The organism is Neobacillus niacini, from assembly GCF_046591715.1.
Classification (GTDB): domain Bacteria; phylum Bacillota; class Bacilli; order Bacillales; family Cytobacillaceae; genus Neobacillus; species Neobacillus niacini_L.
The window spans coordinates 55014-80039 of sequence record NZ_JAWVNQ010000007.1 but is presented as its reverse complement, the minus strand read 5'-3'; the positions used below and the strand labels follow the sequence as shown (position 1 = coordinate 80039).

The 25026-nt window shown below is 41.0% G+C and carries 26 protein-coding genes; 16 read left to right on the top strand and 10 right to left on the bottom strand.

Annotated features, from left to right (window positions below):
* Nucleotides 1-15 precede the first annotated feature (15 nt).
* Both SFC47_RS17370 and SFC47_RS17365 read left to right on the top strand, forming a co-directional pair.
* On the top strand, nt 16-840 hold the full coding sequence (locus tag SFC47_RS17370; protein WP_411255680.1) for an aldo/keto reductase: 825 nt from the start codon (nt 16-18) through the stop codon (nt 838-840).
* Nucleotides 841-1261: 421 nt separating this feature from the next.
* Entirely contained in the window at nt 1262-2614 is a 1353-nt protein-coding gene (locus tag SFC47_RS17365) for a glycosyltransferase family 2 protein (protein WP_411255570.1), read from the top strand.
* A 342-nt stretch (nt 2615-2956) separates the two neighbouring features.
* Here SFC47_RS17365 and SFC47_RS17360 read toward each other — a convergent pair whose 3' ends face one another.
* Nucleotides 2957-3925, bottom strand: coding sequence for a sugar phosphate isomerase/epimerase family protein (locus SFC47_RS17360; RefSeq protein WP_411255569.1), 969 nt, complete (start codon nt 3923-3925; stop codon nt 2957-2959).
* Nucleotides 3926-4131: 206 nt separating this feature from the next.
* On the opposite strand from SFC47_RS17360, the gene SFC47_RS17355 reads away from it, so the two are divergent.
* The 6 genes from SFC47_RS17355 (at nt 4132) to SFC47_RS17330 (ending at nt 11145) form a co-directional block, all read left to right on the top strand.
* Nucleotides 4132-5121, top strand: a complete 990-nt coding sequence (locus tag SFC47_RS17355) for a LacI family DNA-binding transcriptional regulator (protein WP_411255568.1) — start codon at nt 4132-4134, stop codon at nt 5119-5121.
* 114 nt (nt 5122-5235) lie between these two features.
* On the top strand, nt 5236-6210 hold the full coding sequence (locus tag SFC47_RS17350) for a substrate-binding domain-containing protein (RefSeq protein ID WP_411255567.1): 975 nt from the start codon (nt 5236-5238) through the stop codon (nt 6208-6210).
* A gap of 87 nt (nt 6211-6297) precedes the next feature.
* Nucleotides 6298-7788: a sugar ABC transporter ATP-binding protein gene (locus SFC47_RS17345; RefSeq protein WP_411255566.1), complete on the top strand. Its 1491-nt coding sequence runs from the start codon at nt 6298-6300 to the stop codon at nt 7786-7788.
* Entirely contained in the window at nt 7781-8758 is a 978-nt protein-coding gene (locus tag SFC47_RS17340; RefSeq protein ID WP_411255565.1) for an ABC transporter permease, read from the top strand. The genes SFC47_RS17345 and SFC47_RS17340 overlap by 8 nt, the downstream gene beginning before the upstream one ends.
* A gap of 11 nt (nt 8759-8769) precedes the next feature.
* Entirely contained in the window at nt 8770-9804 is a 1035-nt protein-coding gene (locus SFC47_RS17335) for a Gfo/Idh/MocA family protein (RefSeq protein WP_411255564.1), read from the top strand.
* A 426-nt stretch (nt 9805-10230) separates the two neighbouring features.
* Nucleotides 10231-11145, top strand: a complete 915-nt coding sequence (locus tag SFC47_RS17330; protein WP_411255563.1) for a VOC family protein — start codon at nt 10231-10233, stop codon at nt 11143-11145.
* Between the two features lie 230 nt (nt 11146-11375).
* On the opposite strand, the gene SFC47_RS17325 is transcribed toward SFC47_RS17330, so the two are convergent.
* Entirely contained in the window at nt 11376-12173 is a 798-nt protein-coding gene (locus tag SFC47_RS17325) for an HAD family hydrolase (RefSeq protein WP_411255562.1), read from the bottom strand.
* Between the two features lie 329 nt (nt 12174-12502).
* Here SFC47_RS17325 and SFC47_RS17320 point away from each other — a divergent pair, with 329 nt between their 5' ends.
* From SFC47_RS17320 to SFC47_RS17310, 3 genes are all read left to right on the top strand, one after another.
* Entirely contained in the window at nt 12503-13576 is a 1074-nt protein-coding gene (locus tag SFC47_RS17320; RefSeq protein WP_411255561.1) for a coiled-coil domain-containing protein, read from the top strand.
* Complete coding sequence (locus SFC47_RS17315) at nt 13563-14294, top strand: hypothetical protein (protein ID WP_411255560.1); 732 nt, start codon at nt 13563-13565, stop codon at nt 14292-14294. Before SFC47_RS17320 ends, SFC47_RS17315 begins: the two co-directional genes overlap by 14 nt.
* 172 nt (nt 14295-14466) lie before the next feature.
* On the top strand, nt 14467-14667 hold the full coding sequence (locus tag SFC47_RS17310) for a hypothetical protein (RefSeq protein WP_411255559.1): 201 nt from the start codon (nt 14467-14469) through the stop codon (nt 14665-14667).
* A 23-nt stretch (nt 14668-14690) separates the two neighbouring features.
* On the opposite strand, the gene SFC47_RS17305 is transcribed toward SFC47_RS17310, so the two are convergent.
* Nucleotides 14691-14978 (bottom strand): HNH endonuclease, encoded by a 288-nt coding sequence (locus SFC47_RS17305; protein ID WP_411255558.1) that lies wholly within the window; start codon nt 14976-14978, stop codon nt 14691-14693.
* Nucleotides 14979-15175: 197 nt separating this feature from the next.
* Between SFC47_RS17305 and hprK the strand changes: the two genes are divergently transcribed.
* The 5 genes from hprK to SFC47_RS17280 all read left to right on the top strand — a co-directional run bounded on the left by hprK (nt 15176) and on the right by SFC47_RS17280 (nt 19405).
* A complete protein-coding gene (hprK, locus tag SFC47_RS17300) occupies nt 15176-16105 on the top strand; it encodes an HPr(Ser) kinase/phosphatase (protein ID WP_411255557.1) in 930 nt (309 codons plus the stop codon).
* 509 nt (nt 16106-16614) lie between these two features.
* Nucleotides 16615-16932, top strand: coding sequence for a PadR family transcriptional regulator (locus SFC47_RS17295; RefSeq protein WP_411255556.1), 318 nt, complete (start codon nt 16615-16617; stop codon nt 16930-16932).
* The gene (locus SFC47_RS17290) at nt 16929-17648 is read left to right on the top strand and encodes a DUF2812 domain-containing protein (protein WP_411255555.1); all 720 of its coding nucleotides are present in this window, start codon (nt 16929-16931) and stop codon (nt 17646-17648) included. Before SFC47_RS17295 ends, SFC47_RS17290 begins: the two co-directional genes overlap by 4 nt.
* A 191-nt stretch (nt 17649-17839) precedes the next feature.
* Nucleotides 17840-18223 carry a VOC family protein gene (locus SFC47_RS17285; RefSeq protein WP_411255554.1) on the top strand — a complete coding sequence of 128 codons (384 nt, stop codon included), beginning with the start codon at nt 17840-17842 and terminating at the stop codon, nt 18221-18223.
* 405 nt (nt 18224-18628) lie between these two features.
* Nucleotides 18629-19405 (top strand): transposase, encoded by a 777-nt coding sequence (locus SFC47_RS17280; RefSeq protein WP_411255553.1) that lies wholly within the window; start codon nt 18629-18631, stop codon nt 19403-19405.
* 197 nt (nt 19406-19602) lie between these two features.
* On the opposite strand, the gene SFC47_RS17275 is transcribed toward SFC47_RS17280, so the two are convergent.
* From SFC47_RS17275 to SFC47_RS17245, 7 genes are all read right to left on the bottom strand, one after another.
* Complete coding sequence (locus tag SFC47_RS17275; RefSeq protein WP_411255552.1) at nt 19603-20286, bottom strand: DUF4956 domain-containing protein; 684 nt, start codon at nt 20284-20286, stop codon at nt 19603-19605.
* Nucleotides 20287-20322: 36 nt separating this feature from the next.
* Entirely contained in the window at nt 20323-21021 is a 699-nt protein-coding gene (locus SFC47_RS17270; RefSeq protein WP_411255551.1) for a polyphosphate polymerase domain-containing protein, read from the bottom strand.
* 369 nt (nt 21022-21390) lie between these two features.
* The gene (locus SFC47_RS17265) at nt 21391-21903 is read right to left on the bottom strand and encodes a GrpB family protein (RefSeq protein WP_411255550.1); all 513 of its coding nucleotides are present in this window, start codon (nt 21901-21903) and stop codon (nt 21391-21393) included.
* 87 nt (nt 21904-21990) lie between these two features.
* Nucleotides 21991-22374 carry a VOC family protein gene (locus SFC47_RS17260; protein ID WP_411255549.1) on the bottom strand — a complete coding sequence of 128 codons (384 nt, stop codon included), beginning with the start codon at nt 22372-22374 and terminating at the stop codon, nt 21991-21993.
* An 88-nt stretch (nt 22375-22462) separates the two neighbouring features.
* On the bottom strand, nt 22463-22741 hold the full coding sequence (locus SFC47_RS17255) for an ArsR/SmtB family transcription factor (protein ID WP_411255679.1): 279 nt from the start codon (nt 22739-22741) through the stop codon (nt 22463-22465).
* Nucleotides 22742-22945: 204 nt separating this feature from the next.
* Nucleotides 22946-24235 carry a sensor histidine kinase gene (locus SFC47_RS17250; RefSeq protein ID WP_411255548.1) on the bottom strand — a complete coding sequence of 430 codons (1290 nt, stop codon included), beginning with the start codon at nt 24233-24235 and terminating at the stop codon, nt 22946-22948.
* Nucleotides 24235-24915: a response regulator transcription factor gene (locus SFC47_RS17245; protein ID WP_411255547.1), complete on the bottom strand. Its 681-nt coding sequence runs from the start codon at nt 24913-24915 to the stop codon at nt 24235-24237. Before SFC47_RS17245 ends, SFC47_RS17250 begins: the two co-directional genes overlap by 1 nt.
* Nucleotides 24916-25026: the final 111 nt, after the last annotated feature.

Sequence of the window (25026 nt, the reverse complement as noted above, 5' to 3'; positions counted from 1 at the left end):
AAAGGAGAATGTACCATGAAATTTGTTACTTTAAATAATGGCGTGAAAATGCCTCAGCTGGGATTTGGTGTTTGGCAGGTTCCTGATGATCAAGCGACAGAGGCAGTAGCGATCGCACTAAAAACTGGTTACACCTCTATTGATACAGCGATGATATATAAAAATGAAAAGGGTGTAGGACGTGCGATTGCTGAGTCTTCTGTTCCTCGCGAAGAGTTATTCATTACCACCAAAGTCTGGAATGCGGACCAAGGCTATGAAAAAACATTACGTGCATTTGATGAAAGCTTGGAACGATTAGGGCTTGATTATGTTGATTTATACTTGATTCACTGGCCAACGCCTAACTTTGATCAATATGTTGATACCTATAAGGCTTTAGAAAAGCTTTATCATGATGGCCGGGTGAAGGCAATTGGGGTATGTAACTTTGAAATTGAACACTTAGAGCGCATTCTAAAAGAATGTGAAGTCGTGCCGGTATTGAATCAGGTTGAGTGTCACCCGTACCTAGCTCAGAACGAGTTAAAAGAGTTTTGTGCAAAGCATAATATCTTTATAGAAGCATGGAGCCCGCTTGAGCAGGGAGGCGAGGTGCTAAAAGATGAAGTGATTCTCAGTATCGCTCTGGCACACAGCAAATCCCCAGCACAAGTGGTGTTGCGCTGGCACTTACAAAACAACACCATCGCCATCCCGAAATCCGTAACACCATCCAGAATCGAAGAAAACATTAACGTTTTTGACTTCGAACTGTCATCAAGTGAAATGGAGCAAATCACCAAACTTAACCGCGATCGACGCAGAGGCTCCCATCCAAACGACATGCACGCTCGATAAGCTTGGGTGTCCATGACCATGGGGACGGTTCTCATGGTCATTTATTGTAATTTAATAATCAACTGCATACCTAAGGGGCATTACTGGACAACAGTAATGCCCTTTTTGTGTACCACAGGGATGGTTTTTTGGAACAAATCCTTGAGACCGTGAGAACCGTCCCGGTGTCCGTGCGCTGTAACAACAGTCCGAGTGACCACTAGAACCGTCCCCATGCCCCCCCCATGCCCCCCGTGCCCACCTCCATCGAATTTTGTCGATATAAATAGGTACAATGTCATGGGTAATTTATCTTTTTTTGAAGGAATTGATTTGGTTCTTGTCGAATAACTGATTTAATATTTCAATTTTTTGGGAATCAAAGAGAAAATCGTAGAAAAATGGTGAGTTTATAAATTTAACTGTGAAAGGTGCATAATGTATGATACCTAAACAAAAGCCCATTGATTCACAAGTAGAGATTCCGCGTAAATCGATATATATCCCAGTGGTAGGGAAGTTTTGGCTGAGTCACTGTTTTGCTCTTTTATGGTTATGTATTTCAATTTATATAGCTCATCCCTGGCTAAGGGATTTAGCCTATCATGTTTCCTATCCGCTTGCGCTGCTGATAATTGGCGGTCTTGCATACATTCCGGGTTATATGAACGCTTTTCTAGTAATTAGCTTAATTTTAGATCGCCAGCCTCCCTCTAAATATGAAAACCCACACGATGACATCACGATACTAATTGCCGCACATAACGAGGAAGACAAGATTTTTCAAACGCTGCAATATATAGATAGACAAGATTATTCGGGTAAAATATCGGTAACCGTCATAAATAACTGCTCGACGGACCAAACGGTTGATGAGGTAAGAAGAGCAAAGAAGAAATTGTCCATTGACATTAAATTGATCCATGAGAATAAACCAGGGAAGTTTCACGCGCTGAATCATGCACTTAAGGCTGTTTCCACTCCCTTTTTTATTACCCTGGATGCGGATACGCTGCTTCATCCTTCTTCTATCCGCTATCTAGTATCAAGAATGAAGTCAAGCCCAGAGGAGGTTTGTGCTGTCGCAGGCAGTGTTTTAGCTAAAAACAGTAGAGACAATTTATTGACTAAAATTCAAGAATGGGATTATTTCTTGGGCATCGCCTCTATTAAAAGACTTCAAGGGCTATATCAGGGAACTTTGGTAGCCCAAGGTGCCTACAGTTTATACAAGACAGAATGCATAAATGATGTGGGAGGCTGGCCCGATGCTATCGGGGAAGACATCGTCTTAACGTGGCGTCTGCTCCAAAGAAATTGGAAGGTTTACTTTGAGCCATGTGCTGTGGCATTTACAGAAGTTCCTAGCTCCTTTAAACATTTGGTAAGGCAGCGAGCCAGGTGGGCAAGAGGGATGATTGAAGGATTACATGAAGTAAAGCCTTGGAGGCAGCCACAAATTTATGTGAAATATATGACGGGAATTAATTTTATCATGCCTTACTTGGATTTAACCTTTACACTTTGCTGGATTCCCGGACTGATTTTGGCGATGTTTGGAAACTACCTGATTGTTGGCCCCGCCACATTATTTGTTTTGCCGTTAACACTTCTTAGTTATAGTTTTCTATATATCTATCAAAAAAATTATGTATTCAAACGGTTAAAACTTAGAATCCGAAAAAATATAACAGGCTTTATATGTTACTTCCTTGGCTACCAAATAATTATGTCACCAGTATCCGTTTACGGCTACCTGCAGGAATTTTTTAAATTCAAAAGGAAGTGGAAATAAAAAGACCGTGGGAAGACCGTGGGGACGGTTCTCATGGTCACGCCCCATGAAAACTAATAGTGAAAAGGGAGAGGTGCTAAAATGTCCTCTCCCTTTGTTATGCTCTTTTATGCAGTTAAGGCTGGGCAGGGGGCGGACATGGGGGTGCATAATATTCTTATGGTCTCGGGGACAAAAGAACCATCCCTGTGCCCCCGCCGGTGCCCCCGCCAAAAAGACCAAGAGAACCGTCCCTGTGCCCCCGCTGGTGCCCCTGCCAAAAAAAGACCAAGAGAACCGTCCCCGTGCCCCGCCCGCACCCGCGCCACCGCCCCCGCCCGCCCCGCGGACCAAGAACCTCAGCTAGCTCCACCACATCTGCCCAATAGATTCTTTTACAATAATAGGTTTTAAGTTTTCGACTGCTTTTGTGAATCCTTCTTCGATGGACATTAGGCCGTCTTCATGCTCGATGCTTACAACATAGTCATATCCATAGAGTCTTAGTGTGCTAATGATATCTGCCCATGTTTTTTGATCGTGTCCAAATCCAACCGATCTGAAATACCATGAACGGTCGCGCATTTGGGAGTAGTCGGTCATGTCAGTAAGGCCATTACGATTCATGTTCTGCTGGTCGATAATGGAATCCTTCGCATGGAAATGGTGGATGGCATTTTCCCGGCCAAGTATTTTTATCGCTTCAATCGGGTCAATACCCTGCCACCACATATGACTCGGATCTAAATTTGCTCCGATTGCTGGTCCGCAAGCCTCCCTTAATCGCAGCATGGTGGCTGGTGTATGGACGGAGAACCCCCCGTGCAGCTCTAAGCCGATTTTCACATTATGGGCCAGTGCGAAATCATTTTTTTCCTTCCAGTACGGAATTAACTTTTCTTCCCACTGCCATTTCAAAACCTCTTGAAAGTCATGGGGCCAAGGCGTAACCGGCCAGTTTGGATAAAGGGCACCTTCATGATCACCCGGACAGCCAGAAAATGTATTCACAACAGGGACGCCTAGTTTTGAAGCCAGAACAATACTCTTTGTGAGAACCTCGTCAGCGGGGTCAGCAATTTTCTTCTGTGGATGAAGGGGATTGGCATGGCAGCTTAGTGCACTAATAATCAATCCATAATCCTCAATTTTTTGCTTAAAGCTTTGCAATTTAGCATCGTCACCCAATAGCTCATCCACTTTACAATGAGCATCTCCAGGATATCCCCCTGTACCTATTTCAATGGCCTCTATTCCTTTAGAGGAAACATAACCTAACATATCTTCAAAATTTTTATCAGAAAATAATACGGTAAATACACCTAATTTCATTCTCGCTTACACTCCTTCATGTATATTATCTGAATCTTTAAAAATGTAATCCATTACATTTTTAAGATAGTGGAATTATTCTAGTAAATCAACTATTTTATTTTTGTAAAAAATAAATATTGACAGATAATTTCGAACATAATAATATAAAAATGTAATCGATTTCATCGTAACTTATCATGAAATCACAGAAAGAAGGAAGTAAGATGGCAAACATCCAGCAGGTAGCGAAAGAGGCAGGGGTTTCTGTTGCAACCGTTTCAAGAGTGCTAAACGGACAAAATACCGTTTCTGCAAAAACAAAAATGAAGGTAGAAGAGGCTATTAAGAAATTAAATTATGAACCAAGCCTTCTGGGAAGAAACTTAAGAACTTCAGAAAGCAGGCTGCTCTTAATCTTAATCCCATCGATCTCCAATCCATTTTATTTAGAAATCATTAAAGGAATTGAACAGGTGGCGATTAGTCTAAATTACAATATTCTTCTTTGTGAAACCGATTCTAATCCTGAAAAAGAAAATATATACTTCGACCTCGTACGGAAAAAGATGGCTGATGGAATTATATCGATGGACCCGGCTGTTAATGTTGAGACGTTGAAAAAGTTAGCCGAGAATTATGCCATTATTCAATGCAGCGAATACGAAGAGGGTACGGGAATTCCGTATGTAACCATTGATAACGAGGAAGCTTCTTACCGGGCAGTCAAGCACCTGATTCAAATTGGCCACAGCAAAATAGCCTTAATCAATGCTGATGAAAAGTACTTATTTGCCCGCCAGCGAAAAATGGGATACAAACGAGCGTTAGAAGAGAATGGAATTACGTTGAAAAACGAATACATTATTCCTGCCCAACATTTAAGTTTTGAAAATGGACAGCATGCGATGAAAAAAATCCTCAATTTAAAAGACCGGCCAACAGCCGTTTTTGCCGTATCGGATCTTTTAGCCATCGGGGCGCTTAAAGAAATTAACGCCTCTGGTTTTACTGTACCAGGTGATTTCGCGGTCGTAGGTTTTGATAAGATTGATTTTTCAAATATGACAAACCCTACGCTTACCACCATCGCACAGCCGATGCATAAAATGGGAACACTTGCAGCGAAAATGCTGATTGACAAGATTAAAGGAAAAGAAGTTGAAAGTATCCTATTGGATCACGAGTTAGTCATACGAGAGTCTACATCAAGATAATGCAGCTAAGATCAGCGCTCTGCTATTAATCATTTAATAGTAGACCGCTGGCCTTAGATGTGATTGTAATCGATTACAAAACAATAGGGAGAGCCTTTTAAAAAATATAAAGGGGTGAAGGTTTTGAAGAAATTTTTAGTCTTAATTTTGTCTTTAGTAACAATGTTTAGTTTGGCAGCATGCAGCAGTGATACAGGAAGTTCCGAGGGTGGAAAAGACGATGATACGTTGAAAATTGGTATTTCTTTACCATCGGCAACACATGGCTGGATGGGAGCTTTAATTGATAGTGCTGAAAAGCAAGCAAAGGCACTGAAAGAAAGTGATGGCATTGAGTACGTCATGACCAATGCTGCTGATCCAAATAAGCAGGCAAATGACGTGGATGATTTAATCGCTCAAGATGTGGATGTTATCGTAATGCTTCCAATAGAGTCTGCAGCACTTTCTCCTGTAGGCCAAAAAGTGAAAGACGCAGGTATTCCGTTAGTCATTGTTGACCGCGAACTTGAAAACGATGCCGCTACTGTAGTGGTAAAAGGCGACAACGAAGGCATTGGTGTCAATGCTGGTAAATACTTTGTTGAAAAGTTAAATGGAAAAGGAAAAGTAGTTGAAATTACTGGACCGCCAAGTTCTGTTACAGAGCAGCGTGGAGCAGGCTTTAAAGAAGCAATGGAAAACTCTGATATTGAAGTAATCGCTTCACAAAGCGGGGATTTCTCAACTGAAAAATCACTAGAAGTTATGCAAAATATTTTACAGGCGCATCCTGAAATTGACGCAGTATTCACACAGGATGATGGAATGGCGCTAGGTGTACTTCAGGCAATTAAAGAAGCTGGCCGTAAAGATATCCAGTTTGTAACAGGTGCTGGCGGCGGTAAGGCTGTATTTGAGGATATTAAAGCAGATGGCTTAATTACTGCAACCTTCTTATATTCTCCAACAATGGTTGAAGATGCGGTTAAAATTGCAGCAGACATTGCAAAAGGCAATAAACCAGCAGAATCAATGGTTGTAAAAGAAGCAACGCAAGTAACAAAAGAAAACGTTGATGAGTTCTATGACGCAGAATCAAAATTCTAACTAATTGATGGGAGATGCAATTATTGTATCTCCTCTTTTCCTAAAAAGGTGGGATGAATGAACATGGCTGCAAGTCCTTTACTGACAATGAACAACATTGAAAAAGCATTTAACGGTGTACCTGTATTGAAAAGAGTATCCCTTACAGTCGCCGAGGGCGAGATTCATGCGCTATTAGGTGAAAATGGTGCCGGGAAATCTACACTGATGAACATTTTAGGCGGCGTTCATCAACCCGATCGTGGATCCATTACCATTCATGGTCAGGATGTGAAAATGTCTAATCCAAGAGTATCTCAGGCACAAGGGGTCAGCTTCATCCATCAGGAACTTAATGTGGTAGCTGATCTTCGAGTCTATGAAAATATGTTTTTAGGTTCAGAGCTGCGAAATAAAGTGGGCTTTTTAAAAGTAGAAGAGATGTGCCGGCAAACTGCTGAAATTTTATCAAAGCTTGGTGTGGATATCAATCCGAAGGAATATGTTAGAAATCTAGAAACCTCTTATAAACAATTAATCGAAATCGCCAAGGCGCTGCTGCATAAATCAAAGCTCATCATTATGGATGAACCGACCACATCGTTAGCGGAACATGAAGTCAAACGTTTATTTGAATTAATGAAGAACTTAAAGAAATCAGGCGTGTCTATCATTTATATCTCTCATAAGTTAAAGGAAATCAAGGAAATTTGCGACACCTATACGGTGCTGCGTGATGGAGAACTTGTGGGGACTGGCAGTATTGAAAATGAAAATTTAGATACCATTACGAAACTTATGGTTGGTAAATCAATTTCTCAAGAGCGAATCGTGCAAAAGCATACGTTTGGACCAGTCGTTTTAGAAGTGAAAAACCTAAACAGTCAGGGATTATATAAGAATATTAACTTCACCCTCAGAAAAGGTGAAATACTAGGCTTTACCGGCTTAGCTGGTGATGGCAGAACAGAGCTTTTTGAAAGCTTATTTGGATACCGGAAAAAATACACTGGTGAGATTACGATTCATAACCAGCTGGTAAAAATAGATCACCCACGAAAAGCATTGGAAGCAGGATTGGCGCTGGTTCCGAAGGACCGGAAAGAGAATGCCATCATAAAGGATTTAAGCGTGGTTCATAATATGAGCTTATCGTCGATCGGACACTTTGAAAAGTCTGGTTTTATCCAAGAGAGGCAGGAAAGGGAGAAGTTCCAATACTATAAGGATAAGCTAAACATAAAAGTTCATAATCCGCGTATTACCATCGATAAGCTGAGCGGTGGAAACCAGCAGAAAGTGATTATTGCGAAATGGCTTGAGGTAGATACCGATATTATTATTTTTGATAATCCGACCCAGGGGATTGATGTTGGCGCAAAGCAGGAGATTTATCAGCAAATCGTTACCTTAGCAGAACAAGGAAAAGCCATTATTATTCTGTCTTCAGAGGCACCAGAGGTACAAAAGATCTGCCATCATATCTATGTGATGTATCAAGGGGAAATCACAGCGCGCTTTAAGGGAGAAGAAGCAACCGAAGATGAAATTATGAGTTATGCAACTGGCTCAAAAAGGGAGGCCGTAAACATTGGCTAATGTTAATACAATCAAACAACCAAATCCACAATCCTCAACGACAAAAAACCGCCTCTCTTGGCTGTGGTCCGAGTATAGCGTCATTATTGCTTTTTTAATTATTTTTCTTGCAGCATCGATTATGAATCCAAGATTTCTAGATCTCAATAACCAACTGAATATCTTAATGCAAGTTTCCATTATTGGAATTGTAGCGTTAGGGATGACGGTGGTTATGCTTTCTGGCGGGATTGACTTATCGGTTGGGTCCGTGCTGGTATTTGTCGGTGTCGTATCCGTATTAGCATTAAATGCAACCGGCAGTATCTTCGTTGCCATTGTAACGGCTATGGCTGTAGGTTCATTTGCAGGTTTTTTAAATGGATTAATGGTTGCTAAAGGAAGGATTGCTTCGTTTATTGCAACCTTAGGGATGATGGCGGCAGCAAGGTCAATCGCTTTATATATTGCAGAAGGCGGCAGTATTTCAGGAGAGGTTTCAGGTTTCACTGCGATCGCCAATAGTGACCTATGGATTTTTGATTTTCCTGTTATTATTTTCTTTGCTATGACCGCACTTATGTATATTTTAATGCATAAAACCCGCTTCGGACGTTATGTGTATGCTCTTGGAAGTAATGAAAAAGCGGCACTTCTTTCAGCGATTCGAGTTGACCGGGTGAAAATTGGTATTTATAGCTTGGTAGGATTACTTGTGAGTGTCGCGGCAATCATTGAAACATCTCGATTAAACTCGATTTCATCCTCGAGTTCAGGTGTTCAGTATGAACTAGATGCGATTGCTGCTGTTATCATTGGCGGTACGAGAATGACAGGCGGCCGCGGTAAGATTATGGGTACATTTTTCGGTGTACTGATCCTAGGTATCTTAAATAACATGATGAACTTGATGAATGTTTCTCCACACCTCCAAGGATTTGTTAAGGGATTAATTATCATCATTGCAGTAGTATTCCAAAAGAGAGAGTAGGAGGGAATCCATTGGGTATAAAAGTAGGAATTATTGGCTGCGGCTCAATCACAAAATTGCGCCATGCACCTGAATACGAAGCGAATCCCTATGTGGATGAAATCATATTTTATGATCGAAATGCAGAACGGGCAGCTGGTCTTGCGAGCCAATTCGGAGGCAGGGCAGTTCAAACAGTAGAAGAGTTATTTGCCGACCCAAGTGTTGACGTCATCAGTGATTGCTCTTCTAACGAGTTTCATCATATCTATTCTACACAGGCATTACTTAGCGGAAAGCATGTTTTATGTGAAAAACCAATCTCTTTAACACTTGAGCATGCAAACGAAATAATCGAGGCGTGTAAAAGTTCGGGAAAAAAATTGATGGTGGATCATAACCAGCGATTTACGCGGGCTCATCAAAAGGCGAAGGAAATTATTAAAAGTGAAGAACTTGGAAAAGTCCTTACCTTTCGCACAACATTTGGACACTCTGGGCCGGAACAGTGGGGTGTGAATAAATCAAACTCTACCTGGTTCTTTAAAAAAGAACGCTCAGGTCTTGGGGTAGCAGGAGATTTAGGGATTCATAAGGTCGATTTACTTCATTTCTTATTAGATGATGAAATTGAAAGCGTTAGTGCTTTTCAAGGAGCTCTCGACAAAGTCAACGAAAATGGAGAACCGATTGAGGTATGCGATAACATCGTCTGCAGTTTAAAAACAAAAAAAGGCCGTCTTGGTACAGCAGCATTTTCTTGGACCTATTATGGAGAAGAAGACAATAGTACGATCGTATATTGTGAAAAAGGTATTTTAAAAATATATCATAGCGATCAATACCAATTAGAAGTCATCCATAGTAACGGTGAGAAAGTTCATTACGAACTAGAAAGCATTCAAACAAACGATAATCAAACCAATAGCGGTGTAATCGATGCATTTATTAAGTGTATTCGAGAGGACCAAGAACCACCAGTATCAGGGCACGATGCACTCTTATCACTGAAAGTAATACTCGGAATTATCGAAGCCGCAGAAAAAGGCACGGTCGTTAGGATTTAGGTGACCATGGGGTGACCATGGGGACGGTTCTCATGGTCATTTTTGAGTCGGTGACCATGGGGCGTGACCGTGGGCGCGTGGCCGTGGGGACGGTTCTCATGGTCATTTTTGAGTCGGTGACCATGGGATGTTCTGTTGTAATCTCCAATAGATAGAGTTATATTTTTTAAGCAGCTAATTGGCTGGTATGGTTACGGTATTGAACCGGACGCATGCTTGCCAATTTTTGCATTATAGCTTGTTATAATAATAGATATACTCTTCAATTACTTTTTCAATTTCTCAAATGAGCACTTTCTGGTTACAGTACTTTCCACTGGAACATAGCACAAACCTCATAAAAATCATAAGAACCTTCCCCCTGGCACTAAAAAAGAATGAAATTGGCAAAAATAAATTTAAGAATGATATTTAGGAGGAGAAACGATGTTACAAGCAAATCAAAAAATTGTTCCGCATTTATGGTACGACAAAGAGGCAAAAGAAGCTGCGGAGTTTTATGCTTCTATTTTCCCGGATTCAAAAATTACGAATGTCACGACCATTCACGACACACCATCAGGAGACTCTGATATCGTTACTTTTGAGCTTTGGGGGCAGAAGTTTATGGCGATCAGCGCGGGTCCTCATTTCAAGATTAATCCGTCGGTGTCTTTTATCGTTAATTTTGACCCATCACGAGTAGAAGACGCGAGTGAAAAAATAGAAGAGGTTTGGAATAAGTTGTCCGATGGCGGCACAGCGTTAATGCCATTTGATCAGTATCCGTTCAGTGAGAAGTATGGCTGGATTCAGGATAAGTATGGTTTGTCTTGGCAGTTAATGCTTACTAATCCAGAAGGGGAAGAGCGGCCTGAAATTGTGCCCTCACTTTTGTTTGTCGGCGATCAGTGCGGAAATGCCGAAGAGGCGATGCAATTTTATTTATCCGTATTTAAGAACTCAAAGCAGGGACATCTCGCCCGCTACCCGAAAGGCATGGAGCCTGACAAAGAAGGAACCGTAATGTTCTCAGATTTCAGCTTAGAAAATCTGTGGTTTGCCGCAATGGATAGCGCGCATAAACACAATTTTAGTTTTAATGAGGCAATCTCATTTATGGTGTACTGCGACACACAAGAAGAGATTGATTACTATTGGGAAAAGCTCTCTGCTGTACCCGAAGCTGAACAATGCGGCTGGTTGAAAGATAAGTTTGGCATATCCTGGCAGATTGTGCCAACGAAGATGGATGAGATGATGAGCAAGGGCACACCTGAGCAGCTTGCCCGCCTAACCGAAGCATTCCTTAAAATGAAGAAATTTGACCTTGCGACATTGCAGAAAGCATATAAGGGGTGACCATGGGGACGGTTCTGCTGGCTTTTTTTTAGATAAGTTAAAGTTATATAAAAAGTAGAAAAGCATATTTACCTCCAAAAGGTTGAGGTAAATATGCTTCTTTGTATTGTGGCCAGTGATGATTTACCATTCTATTGGCCAGAGTAACCGTAAATGTCCAAGAGAACCGTTCCCTTGGTTTCAACCGAAAAATGACCAGGAGAACCGTCCCCACGGTTTCACCCACGGTTTCATATCACATATGATTCAAATGATTTAAGAAGGTAATGTTCTATAAACTCAGCTAATCCATCATTTTCGTGGTGTCCTGTAACTAAATCAGCAGCAGCTATAACTTCTTCGTTTGCGTTCCCCATCGCCGCTCCCATACCTACATGACGTAGCATCTCTATATCATTGGGGCCGTCTCCAATGGCTGCGACCTCAGTTGGACTAATTCGATAGGCGCGAAGTAAGGTCTTTATGGCAGACCACTTGGAAACATGAGGAGCAAGCAGTTCAAATCCGTCATCCCAATTAACGACTTCTGCTTCCTTGGAAAACAAAGATGATAATTCAGGACAAGGTGTACCTGTTCGAACACTATATTTAAGTACATCTTGATAATCTGCCTGTCTTAAATCTCCAATGTACCGCGGAGGAATTTGCCCAACTTTTGTCCAATAATCGATTTCTTCATTTGTTTCCTTACAATAAAGACCATTGGCTGTATGAATCATAACATTACAAGGACTTTCAGCGGTCAAAGCGTGGAAGCGTTCTTCGTTCAGGTGGATGGTTTTCATTTGTATAACTTTCCCTGTCTCTGCACCGTGTATAGCAGCACCATTCAAACAAATCATAGGAGTTCGTAATCCAATTTCTTTATGGTAGGGAGCGGTAACTTCATAGTGTCGGCCAGTCGCAAGAAAAACCTTGACTCCCTGATTCATAAGCCTGTAAATGGCTGCCATATTTCGACGGGAAATTGTGTTTGAAGCTTTTAGTAGAGTACCATCCATATCAATAAATATTGCACGTACATTCATCCTATACAGCCCCCTCATCCGTTGTTGAGCCAATCATATCATTTGAATATTAAAGCCTTGTAAATTTAGTGTACAGATTAAATAAAGTTTAAAGTGACCGAGGGGACGGTTCTCGTGGTCATTGTGGGGGAGTATGGGTGCGGTTCGAGACCGTGAATTTTTTAAGCTCCTTATTTTCTCCTTCAATTATAGCTCTTGGAATTTTTCACTGGTCTCGAGAAAAAGAAATGAGACCAAGAGAACCGTCCCCATGGTCCGAAAGAGAATTGTCGAAGTCTGGTTGGAAGTGTAGTAAAATGGAAATAAGTAGTTTAATAGGAGTGAAATGGATGGTGAGTGCAAGTTTGGTCACCGATTTGCTAGTGAGGCTTGAGGAAGAAAAGGACAAGTGGATTAATGATGCGATTGTGCGCTTTGATGGTGAAAAGTATGCGGGAAAACCAGAGGAGTTAAAATCACCTGAAGAGTGGCTGATTGAGATTAAAGCCACTGAGCATTTCCTGTACAATCAGAAGAACCTCAATCTCAAACAGATGGAGCAGGAGTTGAAATCGCTAGACGCTGCGCTGCTAGAAAATAATTATAGCCTCAAGAATTTGGCGGAAGAACTTGATGCTTTTGAAAAGGAGCTTGCAGTATACGAGAGTGGAACCAATGACTTGGATGAAATTCAGTTAGAGAAATTCCACTTCGTACTAGATGACCAGTTTACTTTTGATAAAAAGGATCAAGTGGTATTTAAGGAGCGGAAGACATCCAAGCTACTGGAAAGTTTCCAGTTGGTTGAGAGTGAGATGCTTGATTTTTACCAAAGGCAGCTATCGAATGCTTGGCTTCTGCTGACACGGAGCATGCAGAATATCACATCTAGCGCCAAGTTCGATTTTGAGACCACACCGCCTCTCGTGGATGTGAGTTTGAAGCATGGCCGGGGCTTGGATCAATATATAAAGCCAGGGAATTTTGAAGAGGATTTTTGGATTGTGCTTGAAACGTTAGAATCGAATAACAGTGTTGTGTATGATTATTATCTCAACCAGATTCGCCAATTTCAGAGAAATACCCTAGAAGAAATCAAGCAGTTATATGATAGTAAAAGTGAACATAAACGTGCAGCTGATGAGAAGATGCTGGATTTACAAGAAAAGAACTTGCAAATGGAAAATCGGATGGCAGAGCTTAAGGAGCAGTTAAGTCGAGTGAAGCCTGAATTGGAGCAGGCAAGACTCCGGCCAAAGCAGCTGGAAGATATTTTAAAAGAAGAGTTTGTTAGAACTGTTTCCCTCTGGCAGGAGAGGCTGTTCGCTGAGGATGCTTCTGATGAGGAACGATGGGTCTATCATCAGTACTGCCAAATTATTTTAAAGCAAGCGGAGAGGATTATTGGAAATGAATACTTCTAATACAATGGATGAGAAATATACTGAGGCCATTCAATCATTGAAAAAAATCAATAACGAACTATTCTATGATGACCTGAAGCAGCTGATGAAGGACCGGGAAGAAACGATTTCGGAACTGAACGGAGAAGTCTATGAATCCATAGAACACATGAAGAAATCGATGGACAATTTCCCTGTGCAGGTGAGCGAGCAGCTAAACCAAACACTTATCAACCCGCAGAAGGAGTTGTTTGGCCGCGGGATGGAAGTGTTTAATGAGAATATCTTGGTGCTGGAGAAGAAGATTGCCTTTTGGCACCAGCAATATCAGGAATATCTGGAAAGGACGGAACAGCTTTTAGCTGATGCCAAAGGGTTTCAGCCGGAGGACCGGGATTTTATCGTTAGTGAAATCGAAAAGGTCGTGACAGGTATTCGGAATCTTCAGGTGCAGTTGAGCGAGCAGGCTTCTGCACTGAATGTGAAATACGAAGTAGTGAGTGATCGCTTAGGTGTGATACTGCACGAGATGGCTTCTACTGAAGGCAGGTACAGAGATGAAATCGAGCAGCTCCGTAATGATGTTGTGCATATTCAACAAGGCGTTCAGGAAGAGTTAGAGCGGAGTGTTGTGCGTAGTGTAAAAAGAGAAACTCAGTTGAAAAAGTGGCTGATTGGTTTGGGGATTGGACAGGGTGTTTCGGTATTGTTAATGATTTTGTTATTTATATTGAAGTAATATACAAACTTTAGCCAGGCTGCCATGCTTGGCTAATTTTATTTGCAGGACTTATTAAAAACAGATTTGTTAGTAGGATAATGAAGAGTTTTCTTGAATACATTCTAGTGGATATAGCTATTTTTTCATTCATCTATTACAGGATTCATATACAGTTGGAGGAGGTATTGCCATGAGTGAAATTGGTTCAGCGAAAAAGGGCAGCAGCGGGCGGAGTTTCACCGTAGGATCTTCTATTAAAAAAGGAATCTCCTTCGGAACCTGTTTGGCTATCGTAATATCTTATACGGCGTGGAATTCTATCCCATGGGCAATTTTTCACGGATTGTTGAGCTGGGTTTATGTTATTTATTATTGGGCTAAGTATGTGTAAAAGAATTTAAAGCAACAAAAAGTCTAACGCTTCCGTTTCCGGTCGTTAGACTTTTTGATTTTCATTAATTTTGTCGAAGGCTGTTTGCGAATCCATTTAATAAATCGTGCTAGTTGGGCATCTTGTTTTAGCTCTGGAATCGTTGTTAAACGTGCGGCGATTTCAGCGTTTGTATAGAGAGCATGGATCTGCTTGTGGCAAGGGATACACAAGTTTGCCACAGCCCCAAATGTGCCGCCCATTTCTTTTGGCAGCAGGTGGTGAACCGTTGTCTCCACCTCCTCACGTTCACAAAGCTCACATGTACCCATTTTAATTCCTCCTGATTTTTCAAATCTCTTGTAAAGTCCATTAAATAATTATTTGCATTTTTCCTCTTATCAATTCATACCTTGCATAGAAGCATTCCTAGTGTTTTCCTTAAGGTTATCCTTCTGAAGTTGGATGACGTTTCCATTGTAATTAAGTTATAATCTTTATATCAAAGGCTAATAGGACGTGAGTTAGGTTGAGAAAAGTAACTGTTGAAAGCTTGGTTCAAAGGTTTTCATTGAAAGTGCTGGCTGGAGAAAACCGTCTGGATCAGACGATTACCCAATCCGAAGTGCATCGGCCAGGGCTGGAATTTGTGGGCCATTTTGACTTTTTTCCAACAGAGCGAATTCAGATTCTCGGAAAAAAGGAAATTACCTATTTACATAAGTTAAGCAAAGAGGAGCGTAAAATTCGAATTGGAAACATTGTGCACTATCATCCGCCATGTTTTATCGTAACAGCAGGTGAGGAAGGACTGACGTATTTAATTCACCATTGTACAGAGCAGGGAATTCCCTTGTTAGTGACAAACCAGCCTGAGACCACTTCAGAGTTTATCAAGAGAATCGATGCGTTTCTGGTAAAAGAGCTGGCGCCAGAAATGGCTATTCATGGGGTTTGTATGAATGTGTCTGGCATTGGAATCCTGCTGCGCGGCAATTCAGGTGTTGGAAAAAGCGAGACGGCGCATACCCTTATTCGCCGCGGACACCGGCTGATCTCGGATGATGTCGTGGTTTTAAAGAAGCTGAGCTCGCAAACCATCCTGGGTACACATGATGAAAAAACGAAGGAATTCTTGGCGCTCCGCAGTATTGGATTGCTAAATGTGGTCCGTCTTTACGGTCGAAAAGCATTCCAGGACGAAACCCGAATTTCCCTTGATATCAATTTAACAAAGTGGGAAAAAGACGCCTTATACAATGACCTAGAACAAGAATACCATTATACCGACTATATGGGAGTCAAAATCCCATCAATGGAAATTCAGCTCCAGCCAGGCCGTGACGTCGCCGGACTAATCGAAGCAGCCGCAAACAACTGGTACCTCAAGCAGCAAGGATACAGCGCAGTCGAAGAATTCATGAGCCGGGTTGAGGCTGATATCAAAGATCAGGGGTGACCGTGGGGACGGTTCTCGTGGTCACTTTTCCTCCGGTGGGACCACAGGGACGGTTCTCCAGGTCCTGATAGTATCTTTTAACATTAGACTAAGAATCGAACCCACTATACTAGAGGGTTCTTTTTTTATAAGGCTTTCATTGTTTTCTTTCATGTAAATAATATAGGCGGAGAAATTCCTGCTAATGTATAAGGAGGAAGCTTAATAAGTGGATTTAAGCGGAGGGATTCCGGTTAACTGCTCTAAATAAAACAAAATTCAAAGATTTATATAAGATAACTGGAAAAGCTCCGTTTATTACTCAAGAAATTTGGGTATTTCCCAATTTAGCCGGAATTTCTCCGCTTATTTTTTTAGCAGAGTGAAACCAACCTGCAGTATTAACAGAGTGAAAAAGATATATCACTTTATGATATACCTCTAGACATATATATCACAAAGTGATATATTAATTTTAAACATATGTATCACTTTATGATATATCGTGAAATGATATAGGAGGTAGTTGATTGAAAACAACGGAGCAATTAACGGATTCAATGTTTTATATTATGGCTGCTCTCACTAAGCCTAGGCATGGTTACGCTATCATGAGTCTTATCGAAGAGAGGACAGAAGGAGCCATAACCATTGGGCCTGCATCCATGTATACCATCATTAAGAAGTTATTAAAACAAGAATGGATTTATCTGTATGATGGAACGGATCCAAGACGTAAGACATATCTGCTTACTGAAAAAGGGAAAGAAGTATTGGAGGCAGATGTGAAGCTTAGAAAACTGATGATTCATTTAGCGGAGATGGGATTAAGGGAGGCTGAAGAATGAGACATACAAAATATGTAACGTCAGGCGGGTTAGCTTTTTCTGAGGGTAAGGACATGGAAAAATTACGTAGATATTCAAAAGAAGGCTGGCATGTCAGAGATTTCAAATTTATGGGGTATACCCTTGAAAAAGGGGAAATCACAGATTATATCTATAGCGTCGATTATCGGTTATTGAAGCAGGAGGAAGCCGAGGAATACTTTGAACTATTTTCCTCCTCTGGATGGACGCATATTTCATCACAGGGTGATATTCACCTATTTCGGGCATTACCTGGCACAAAGCCGATTTACAGCGATTCTGAGTCGGTTGTTGAAAAACACGATAATTTAGGCAGTTCTATGAGATGGGGCACCGTTGGACTGGTTTTTGTAACAGCCATCTTATGGATTGCTGCTTTAATAAGTGCAGGCACCTTACAAATGACTTTTACTATCATGGCTGTTATTCTCAGTATCCCGGCCATCCCAGCCGCTTGGACTGTGATGACAATCTACAGTAATAAATGGAATGCAGAAGGGAGACAGGGCTTAGCGAGGCTTATAAAAAGCCTGCCTATTCTTTTTCTTATCCTCGTAACCTTAATCATTTTGTATGTTGTAGATGATCTCAACCAATCAGTTCGCCTCTTAGCCTATATGTTAATAGGAGCAGTCGCCCTTCCAACAGCTGTCTGGGCCATCATGTCTGTTTACCAGAAAAGTGACCGTGGGTGACCGTGGGGACGGTTCTCGTGGTCCCAAAAGATTATGATAAATACACATTAACAATTTGAAGTGGCATTACTGGAAGATTAGTAATGCTTTTTTCTATTTCGGGTGACGACGGAGGATATTGCTAATGGGTTTACTAATAACCGATGTGGTCAAAGTTAATAAAGACTTTATTGAAACGAGGAGGATTATTGATGGAAGAAGCCCAAAATAGTTTCGTCCCTGGAACGATTCTTTCTGCTGATGTAACGGTTACTCAGTCTGAGACTGTACGTGATTTTTACAAAAAAGTAATCGGATGGAAACATAGTGATTACAAAAGAGGAGGTTATACCGACTATTTTATGACTACTGAAGATGGTCAGCCAGTGGCGGGGATTTGTCAACGAGCCGGAAGTTTAGCTGATCTTCCTCCAGTGTGGATTGTTTATTTTGGAGTAAATGATCTAAAGGCGAGTCTGGAAGAATGTCGTAATCTTGGAGGCAAGGTTCTTTCTGAGCCACAAGGTGAGGGGCGCGGCAGTTATGCAATTATTGAATATCCGGAAGGTGCCATCTGCGGCCTTAGTCAAATCTGATATTGGAAATCTAGAATAGCAATCTAAAAACAATATGTATAGGGTTCAATGCAATGCCAGTATTTACTGGCTTTTTTCATTCTAAATTAAATTCAACTACACAAACACTCCCCATGAAAGGAAAAAAGTGTATAATAATTTTGAAAGTTTAAATTTCCACCATTCCTTCCGTTAAGATTCTCGCGTTTGTTTCCTCATCTTGAAAACCTTTCATTTTCTTATCATTCACAGTGACATTATCAAAAAGACCATGGGGACGGTTCTAGTGGTCTAATCTAACGTGACCATGAGAACCGTCCCTCTGGTCACCTAAGGGAGAAGTGTATATGGAGTTTTTTGTATGTCTTAGTTTTGTTAGATTCATAGTGCAAATAATTAGACCGATGTACTTTGGTGGTGTTTAAGATGCCGCGAGGAGCCAGAGTGAAAAGCATGAGTGGAATCTATCATATTATGCTTAGGGGTGCGAATCGCCAGGAAATTTTCCACGATGATGAGGACTGCTCAAAGTTTCTTGACATATTACATCTTTATAAGCAGAAAACCGGAGTGGAGTTCTACAGTTGGTGTTTGATGAGTAATCATGTACACCTCTTAATAAAAGAGGGCAATGAGAATGTATCGGATACCATGAAACGGATAGGTGTAAGTTATGTCTCGTACTATAACTGGAAGTACAGAACAACAGGGCATCTGTTTCAAGACCGGTTCAAGAGTGAGAATATCGAAAGTATACGGTACTTATTAACCGTGGTACGGTACATCCATCAAAATCCAATTAAAGCAGGAATGGTAAGACGAGCGGATGAATGGAAGTGGAGCAGCTGCCGCCAATACTACGGTACTAGGGGGACAAGAGGGAGGTTACTAGACGCTGATTACATTTTTGGTATGTTTTCGGAGGATACTATTTTGGCCAGAGAGAGATTTAGAGAGTTTAATGAGAAGGAAAATCAGGATCAATGCCTAGACGACCACTGGGATAATAAAAGATTAACAGATGAGGAAGCCAGGGAAGAGATCAAGGAGCTTCTGACCGATATTGAAATTGCTCAAGTTAAGAGTTTACCGAGGACCAAAAGAAATGAAATACTCAAAAAAATAAAAGAAATCAAAGGCCTTTCCCAACGCCAAACAGCAAGAATTCTTGGTGTTTCAAAGACGCTTATAGCTAAAACTTGATTATGTGACCGTGGGGACGGTTCTCATGGTCATAAAGACCACGAGAACCGTCCCCATGGACACCCCATGGACATCCATGGACATCCATGGACACCCATGGACACCCATGGACATCCATGGACACCCATGGACACCCATGGACACCCATGGACACCCATGGACACCCATGGACACCCATGGACACCCATGGACATCCTTTAAGCAGTAAAATTGCCATCATAGCTTAGCATAATAGCTGATTTTACGCCTTCGATAGCGGAGATATTATTTATGAAGCTCATATCATTCTCTTTGACACGGATTTCATAGGTGACTTCAAAGTCATTGCCAGGCATGACGGACTTTGATTTAAGGGAATGCTTTTTGGCGTGCCCTGAAATGACATGTTCCAAAGAATTTTCAATAGAATTCTCATTGTATCTGATTACCAGAAGATAAGGGTTCTCGATTTTAATTTTATTAACAAAGAAAAATAAAACTAGTCCAATTAGAATGGAACCTGTCACGGCAAGTGCAATAAAGCCTGCACCGCATAAAATGCCTACAACGATTGCCCAAAAGATATACACGATATCCATTGGGTCTTTAATCGGGGTCCTAAAACGCACGATGGATAACGCACCAACCATACCGAGTGACAAGAGAACGTTTGATGAAATACCAATGATAATCAGGGCGGTTGCCAAGGCCATTATGATGAGTGAGATATTAAAGGTGTGGGAGTAAATTACCCCGGTGAATGTTTTCTTGTAGATCATATAAATGAACAATCCCAAAGCAAATGCCACCAACATACCTATTAGGGCATCGACAATCGAAATGCTGCTCGACTTTTCCAAAATGCTAGATTTAAAGATATCTTTAAAATTTGTGATTTCCATTTTCTTTTTCCTCCAAAGTTGATTTAGTTTGTGTGTTTATCCAAACATTCTGCTGATTTGATATTTTGAGTAAGTCCCTCTGCGCCTGTCGCCGAGCTGAAGGAGATATTTGATGGTATCTGGGAGGAACTCGTCATATTTCACTTCAAGAATCACAATTTCCGGATTGGTTTCAACCATCGGTATATCAGGATTCAAAACTTCATTGTTGCGGAAGCTAGTTTTAATAGAGCTGTCAAAGGTCACTCGTACGTTCCCGTATTCATAAATGAATACTTCCCTCTCATAGTCGACGACGGTGAAAGGCTTTAGTTGAAATAGATTCATTTGAATAAATAAGTCCTGGATGAGCGGTCTCTCGTCGTTTTCCATCCACGCAAGATCGCCGAGCCTGATTTGTTCATATTCTTCAGCACTAATCTTGCATTTTTGCTTATAGGTCATGTTGTTGCGTTTGCTCTTTTTTTCAAGGTTTATGAGATTGGTATTATAGTCGTACAGGCGAACCCGGAACTTATCCCTCTCTATAAATCCTTCTTTTTTCTGGTTTAGGATTTTGTTATCGAAGTTATCGAAATAAACACTTCGGATTAGATATTTACCATCATTTTTTGCATGGGGATCGGTTTGCATCACATGCTTCAATCTATTTCTTAGCAAGTAGCAATCCATTTTAGAAATTTCATGTTTTAATTCGTACCTGCCTCTCACGCCATTCAAGGTCAAAGTCTCCATGTCCATCATTCTCCTCTAATGTGTTGTTCCATGAACACATTATGAAAAACGAACCTTAAACAAACCTTAAAAAAGGGAGGGGGCAAGGGGACGGTTCTGTTGATCTTTTATTTGGGGGAATCCAAAATGCCCGTGGGAATGACCGTGGGGACGGTTCTCTTGGTCTTTTCTTTGAGGAAATTCAGAAGAAAAATCAGGAGTAATATCAAAAAGGGCCATGAGAACTATTCCCATGACCCAGGCTTTTTATTAGAGGAAAAGAGAATCAAGGGATTACCTAAAAATGACCAAGAGAACCGTCCCTCTGCCCCACAGGAAAAATCAGGAGCCGCAAAAAAAGAGGACCAGAAGAACCGTCCCCATGCCCCCTTAATCCACATACCAGTCCAAAGCTCTTCTCTCTATTTCCTTTGCAAGTTGATCTTTACCATTTATGTAAGAGTCAATGTCATAAGGAAATTGTTGTGCTAGTTTTTCTTTTAGGTCACCATATGCTATTTTTGCATCTGGATGGGTTCTTAGATAATCGCGAAAAGCCAGGTGGCGTTTTATTTCCTTACTGCCAGTCTGATAGATGTGAATGTGATGAGAACGGTTGTCCCCGCCTTTTTGAAAATATCTTCGTCCGGCGATTCCATTCTCTCCTTTAGGGTTATACCCAATTTCTTGCATCACTGTATTATGCTTATCAACACTGTTAATATTTTTAACTACAGGCATAATGTCTATAATAGGTTTTGCCTTTAATCCGGGAACAGAGGTACTGCCAATGTGGTGTATGTCTACGATTTCATTTCCAAAAATCTGTTTTAGTTTTTCAGCTTCCTCCAAAAACATTTGAGCCCATTTCTCACTGTAAGAACAAACTTCCACCTTTCGCAAAAATATCCCCTCCAAATGTTCATTTGTAAAATGACCAGCGAATAACCCCGCCATAATATTAGGACAGGGTTAGCATAAAATGACCTGTTATAGCTGCATAATCTGAATAAGATTTCCGCATGTGTCGTCGAAGACTGCGATGGTGACGTTGCCCATTGTTGTCGGTTCCATCGTAAACCTTACGCCTTTTTCCATTAATCGATTGTATTCTGCGTGAATATCACCAACGCCAAACATGGTAACTGGAATGCCATCAGCAAATAACTTTGCTTGATACTCTTTTGCAGCAGGATGCACATTTGGTTCAAGTAAAAGCTCAGTCCCATCTTCCGCTTCCGGAGAAACAAGCGTTAACCATCTATGTTCTCCTGTGGGAACGTCATGCTTTTTTACAAATCCTAGTGTTTCCGAGTAAAAATCCAGTGCCTTTTGTTGGTCATCTACAAATATGCTAGTAACAATGATTTTCATAATGTTTGTGCCTCCTTTAATTTTTTGCGTATGGAGCTCTTCTTACAATTTGGCTTTAAGTTGAGAATCCCATACCTCGGTAATTAAATTACTCTACCCATCCTTTCAACAAATCTTTAAGTGGTTCGTTGTTGAAGATAAGTACCCGATATTTTCCTTTTCGCTTTGAATTTACGAGCCCTGCATCCTCTAAAACAGAGAGATGTTTAGCAATGGCTTGCCGCGAAATGGAAAGATTGTGCTTCATAACGAGACGAACCGTCAGTTCATACAACGTCAGTTCATTGCGGTCCGATAGTTCGTCTAATATAAGCCTTCGATTCGAGTCGCCCAGTGCTTTGAAAATAGCGTCTTTGTCCCAATTCATATCCTTAGTATAAGCAACTCTGTGGTTGCTTGTCAATGACATGCAACTGAAAAGTTGCGTGATACATGAACCTTAATATTCCCCCCTCGTAATAAGAAAAACGATTGTTATGATAACAAACATATAAGGGAGATTTTAAAATAAGTAAAAAATGACTATCAAATACATTTTGATAGTCATTTTTATTAATAGGGTCCGAACCGCCTACTTTGGCAGCTTTATTTTAAAAGTAGTCCCTTTTGAAGGATTGGGAATGACTTTTATCGTTCCCTTATGCTGCTCAACAATCCATTGGGCAATCGATAATCCCAGACCAACGCCTCCCGATTCACGCGTGCGGGCCTTATCCTCACGGTAAAAACGTTCGAAAATTTGCTTGTGATTTTCTTCTTTAATCCCGATTCCGGTATCACTCACCTCTAACACAATCCGGTTTTCCTCCGAATACATCTTAACCCCAATACTGTCATTTTCACTTGTGTATTTTAGGGCGTTATCCAATAAAATAACCAATAGCTGATGGAGGCGGACTTCATCGGCTTCAATCTGAAAGTCACTGCTTAAATTCAGCCAAAAGTGCTTGTCCTGAGATTCCGCAATTTCGCTGTAAGGAACACAGACATTTTGAACAAAGGAATCCACATGAATCATTTGTTTTACGAGCTGCGTTTCCGAAGAATCCGCACGCGCCAATGTCAGCAAGTCGGATGTGAGCTTTGACAGCCGCCGGGTTTCCGCCAGACTGAGCGCAATATTTTCAAATTTGCTCGCAATTTTCTCCTGTGGTGATGTAAGCAAAAGCTCAAGTTTGTTCTGGATAATGGTTAGTGGCGTCCTGAGTTCATGTGAGGCATTTTCAACAAATTCAGCCTGCTTATTCCAGGAGTGGATGATAGGTTTCATCATTTTTTTCGATAAAAGATAGCTTGCTGAAATCGACAAGACAATGAAAATGGCAGAACAAATAATGATGAGCTTTCCAAAATTGTTAAGGATTAATTGTTCTGGATCAACGTTAATCATCAGCTGCGTGTAGGCAATCTCATCGCCTTCATTGGTATCTTCAATCAGGATGTAGCGGAAATCATACAAGTCGTGAATTTGTGTCATCGTTACCTGATCAATATTTGTTTTATCAAGTTGATAATCGTATAAATAGTTTTCATAGAGAAGTGTCCCAATTTCATCCTTGTTCAAGATTTGTCCGTCCTCGCTCCATTTAACCACCATGATCCGGGGATTCGGATTCTTCTGCCTGCCATTTGGCGGACCATTAGGATCCAAACCCTTATTTGGCATAGGGGATTTCACTGCAGGATGATCACTAATTTTATTTTTAAAAGATAAAAGCTCTTCATCTGTTTTTGAATATAACGTGTTTTGGACTTGGCTAAAAATAATTACGCCGAATATCGCAAAAATAATGGTAAACGCCAGCAGGTTAAGAACCATGAACTTAAGCTGCTGCTGCCGGAAGATCTTCTTTTTGAACATTAGCTTTCATCCTCTTCGGTGAGCATGTAACCCAGTCCGCGGAAGGTCTTGATATAGTGATCGTACCCAACCTTCTTCAGGTTTTTCCGCAAGTTACTTGCATACACCTCGACCACGGTTGTCGAAGTATCGGACTCGAATCCCCAGATGCGGTCAAAGATCTGCTCTTTTGTTAAGATGGTATTTTTATTGTTAATCAAATACTCGAGCAGGTCGAACTGCTTGCCATTCAGCTTTACGGATTCTCCGTTGATCTCGACGGTCTTATTTTTTAAATGAAGCTTTAGTTCTTTAAAGGACAGGATGTTTTCCTTAAACCGGCCCCCGGCTCTCCTCACCATTGCCTCTAAGCGTAAAAGAAGTTCCTCGCGGTGAAACGGCTTCACCATATAATCATCAGCGCCGACTTTGAAGCCCTGTATCTTATCATCGATTCCATCTTTCGCCGTCAGCATGATGACCGGCGTTTCAATATTACTCTTCCGCAGCTCTTTTAAAACCTCATAGCCATTCATTCCGGGCATCATAATGTCCAAAATTATGACGTCAAAGATATTTTGTTCTGCCAGAAAAAGCCCTTCCTCGCCATCGAAGGCCTGAGATGTTTCGAACAAGTCCTGGGTGGTTTCGCGAATCGTATCTGAAAGATGCTTATCATCTTCTATGATTAATAGCTTCATGGACGTTCATCCTTTTCTATGAGCTTTTGATATGTCCGATTATAGAGGCAAACTTCAGAATTGCAAATGATTTTATTTTTTAAGGTTGCTTTAAGGTTTGTCCTTAATAAT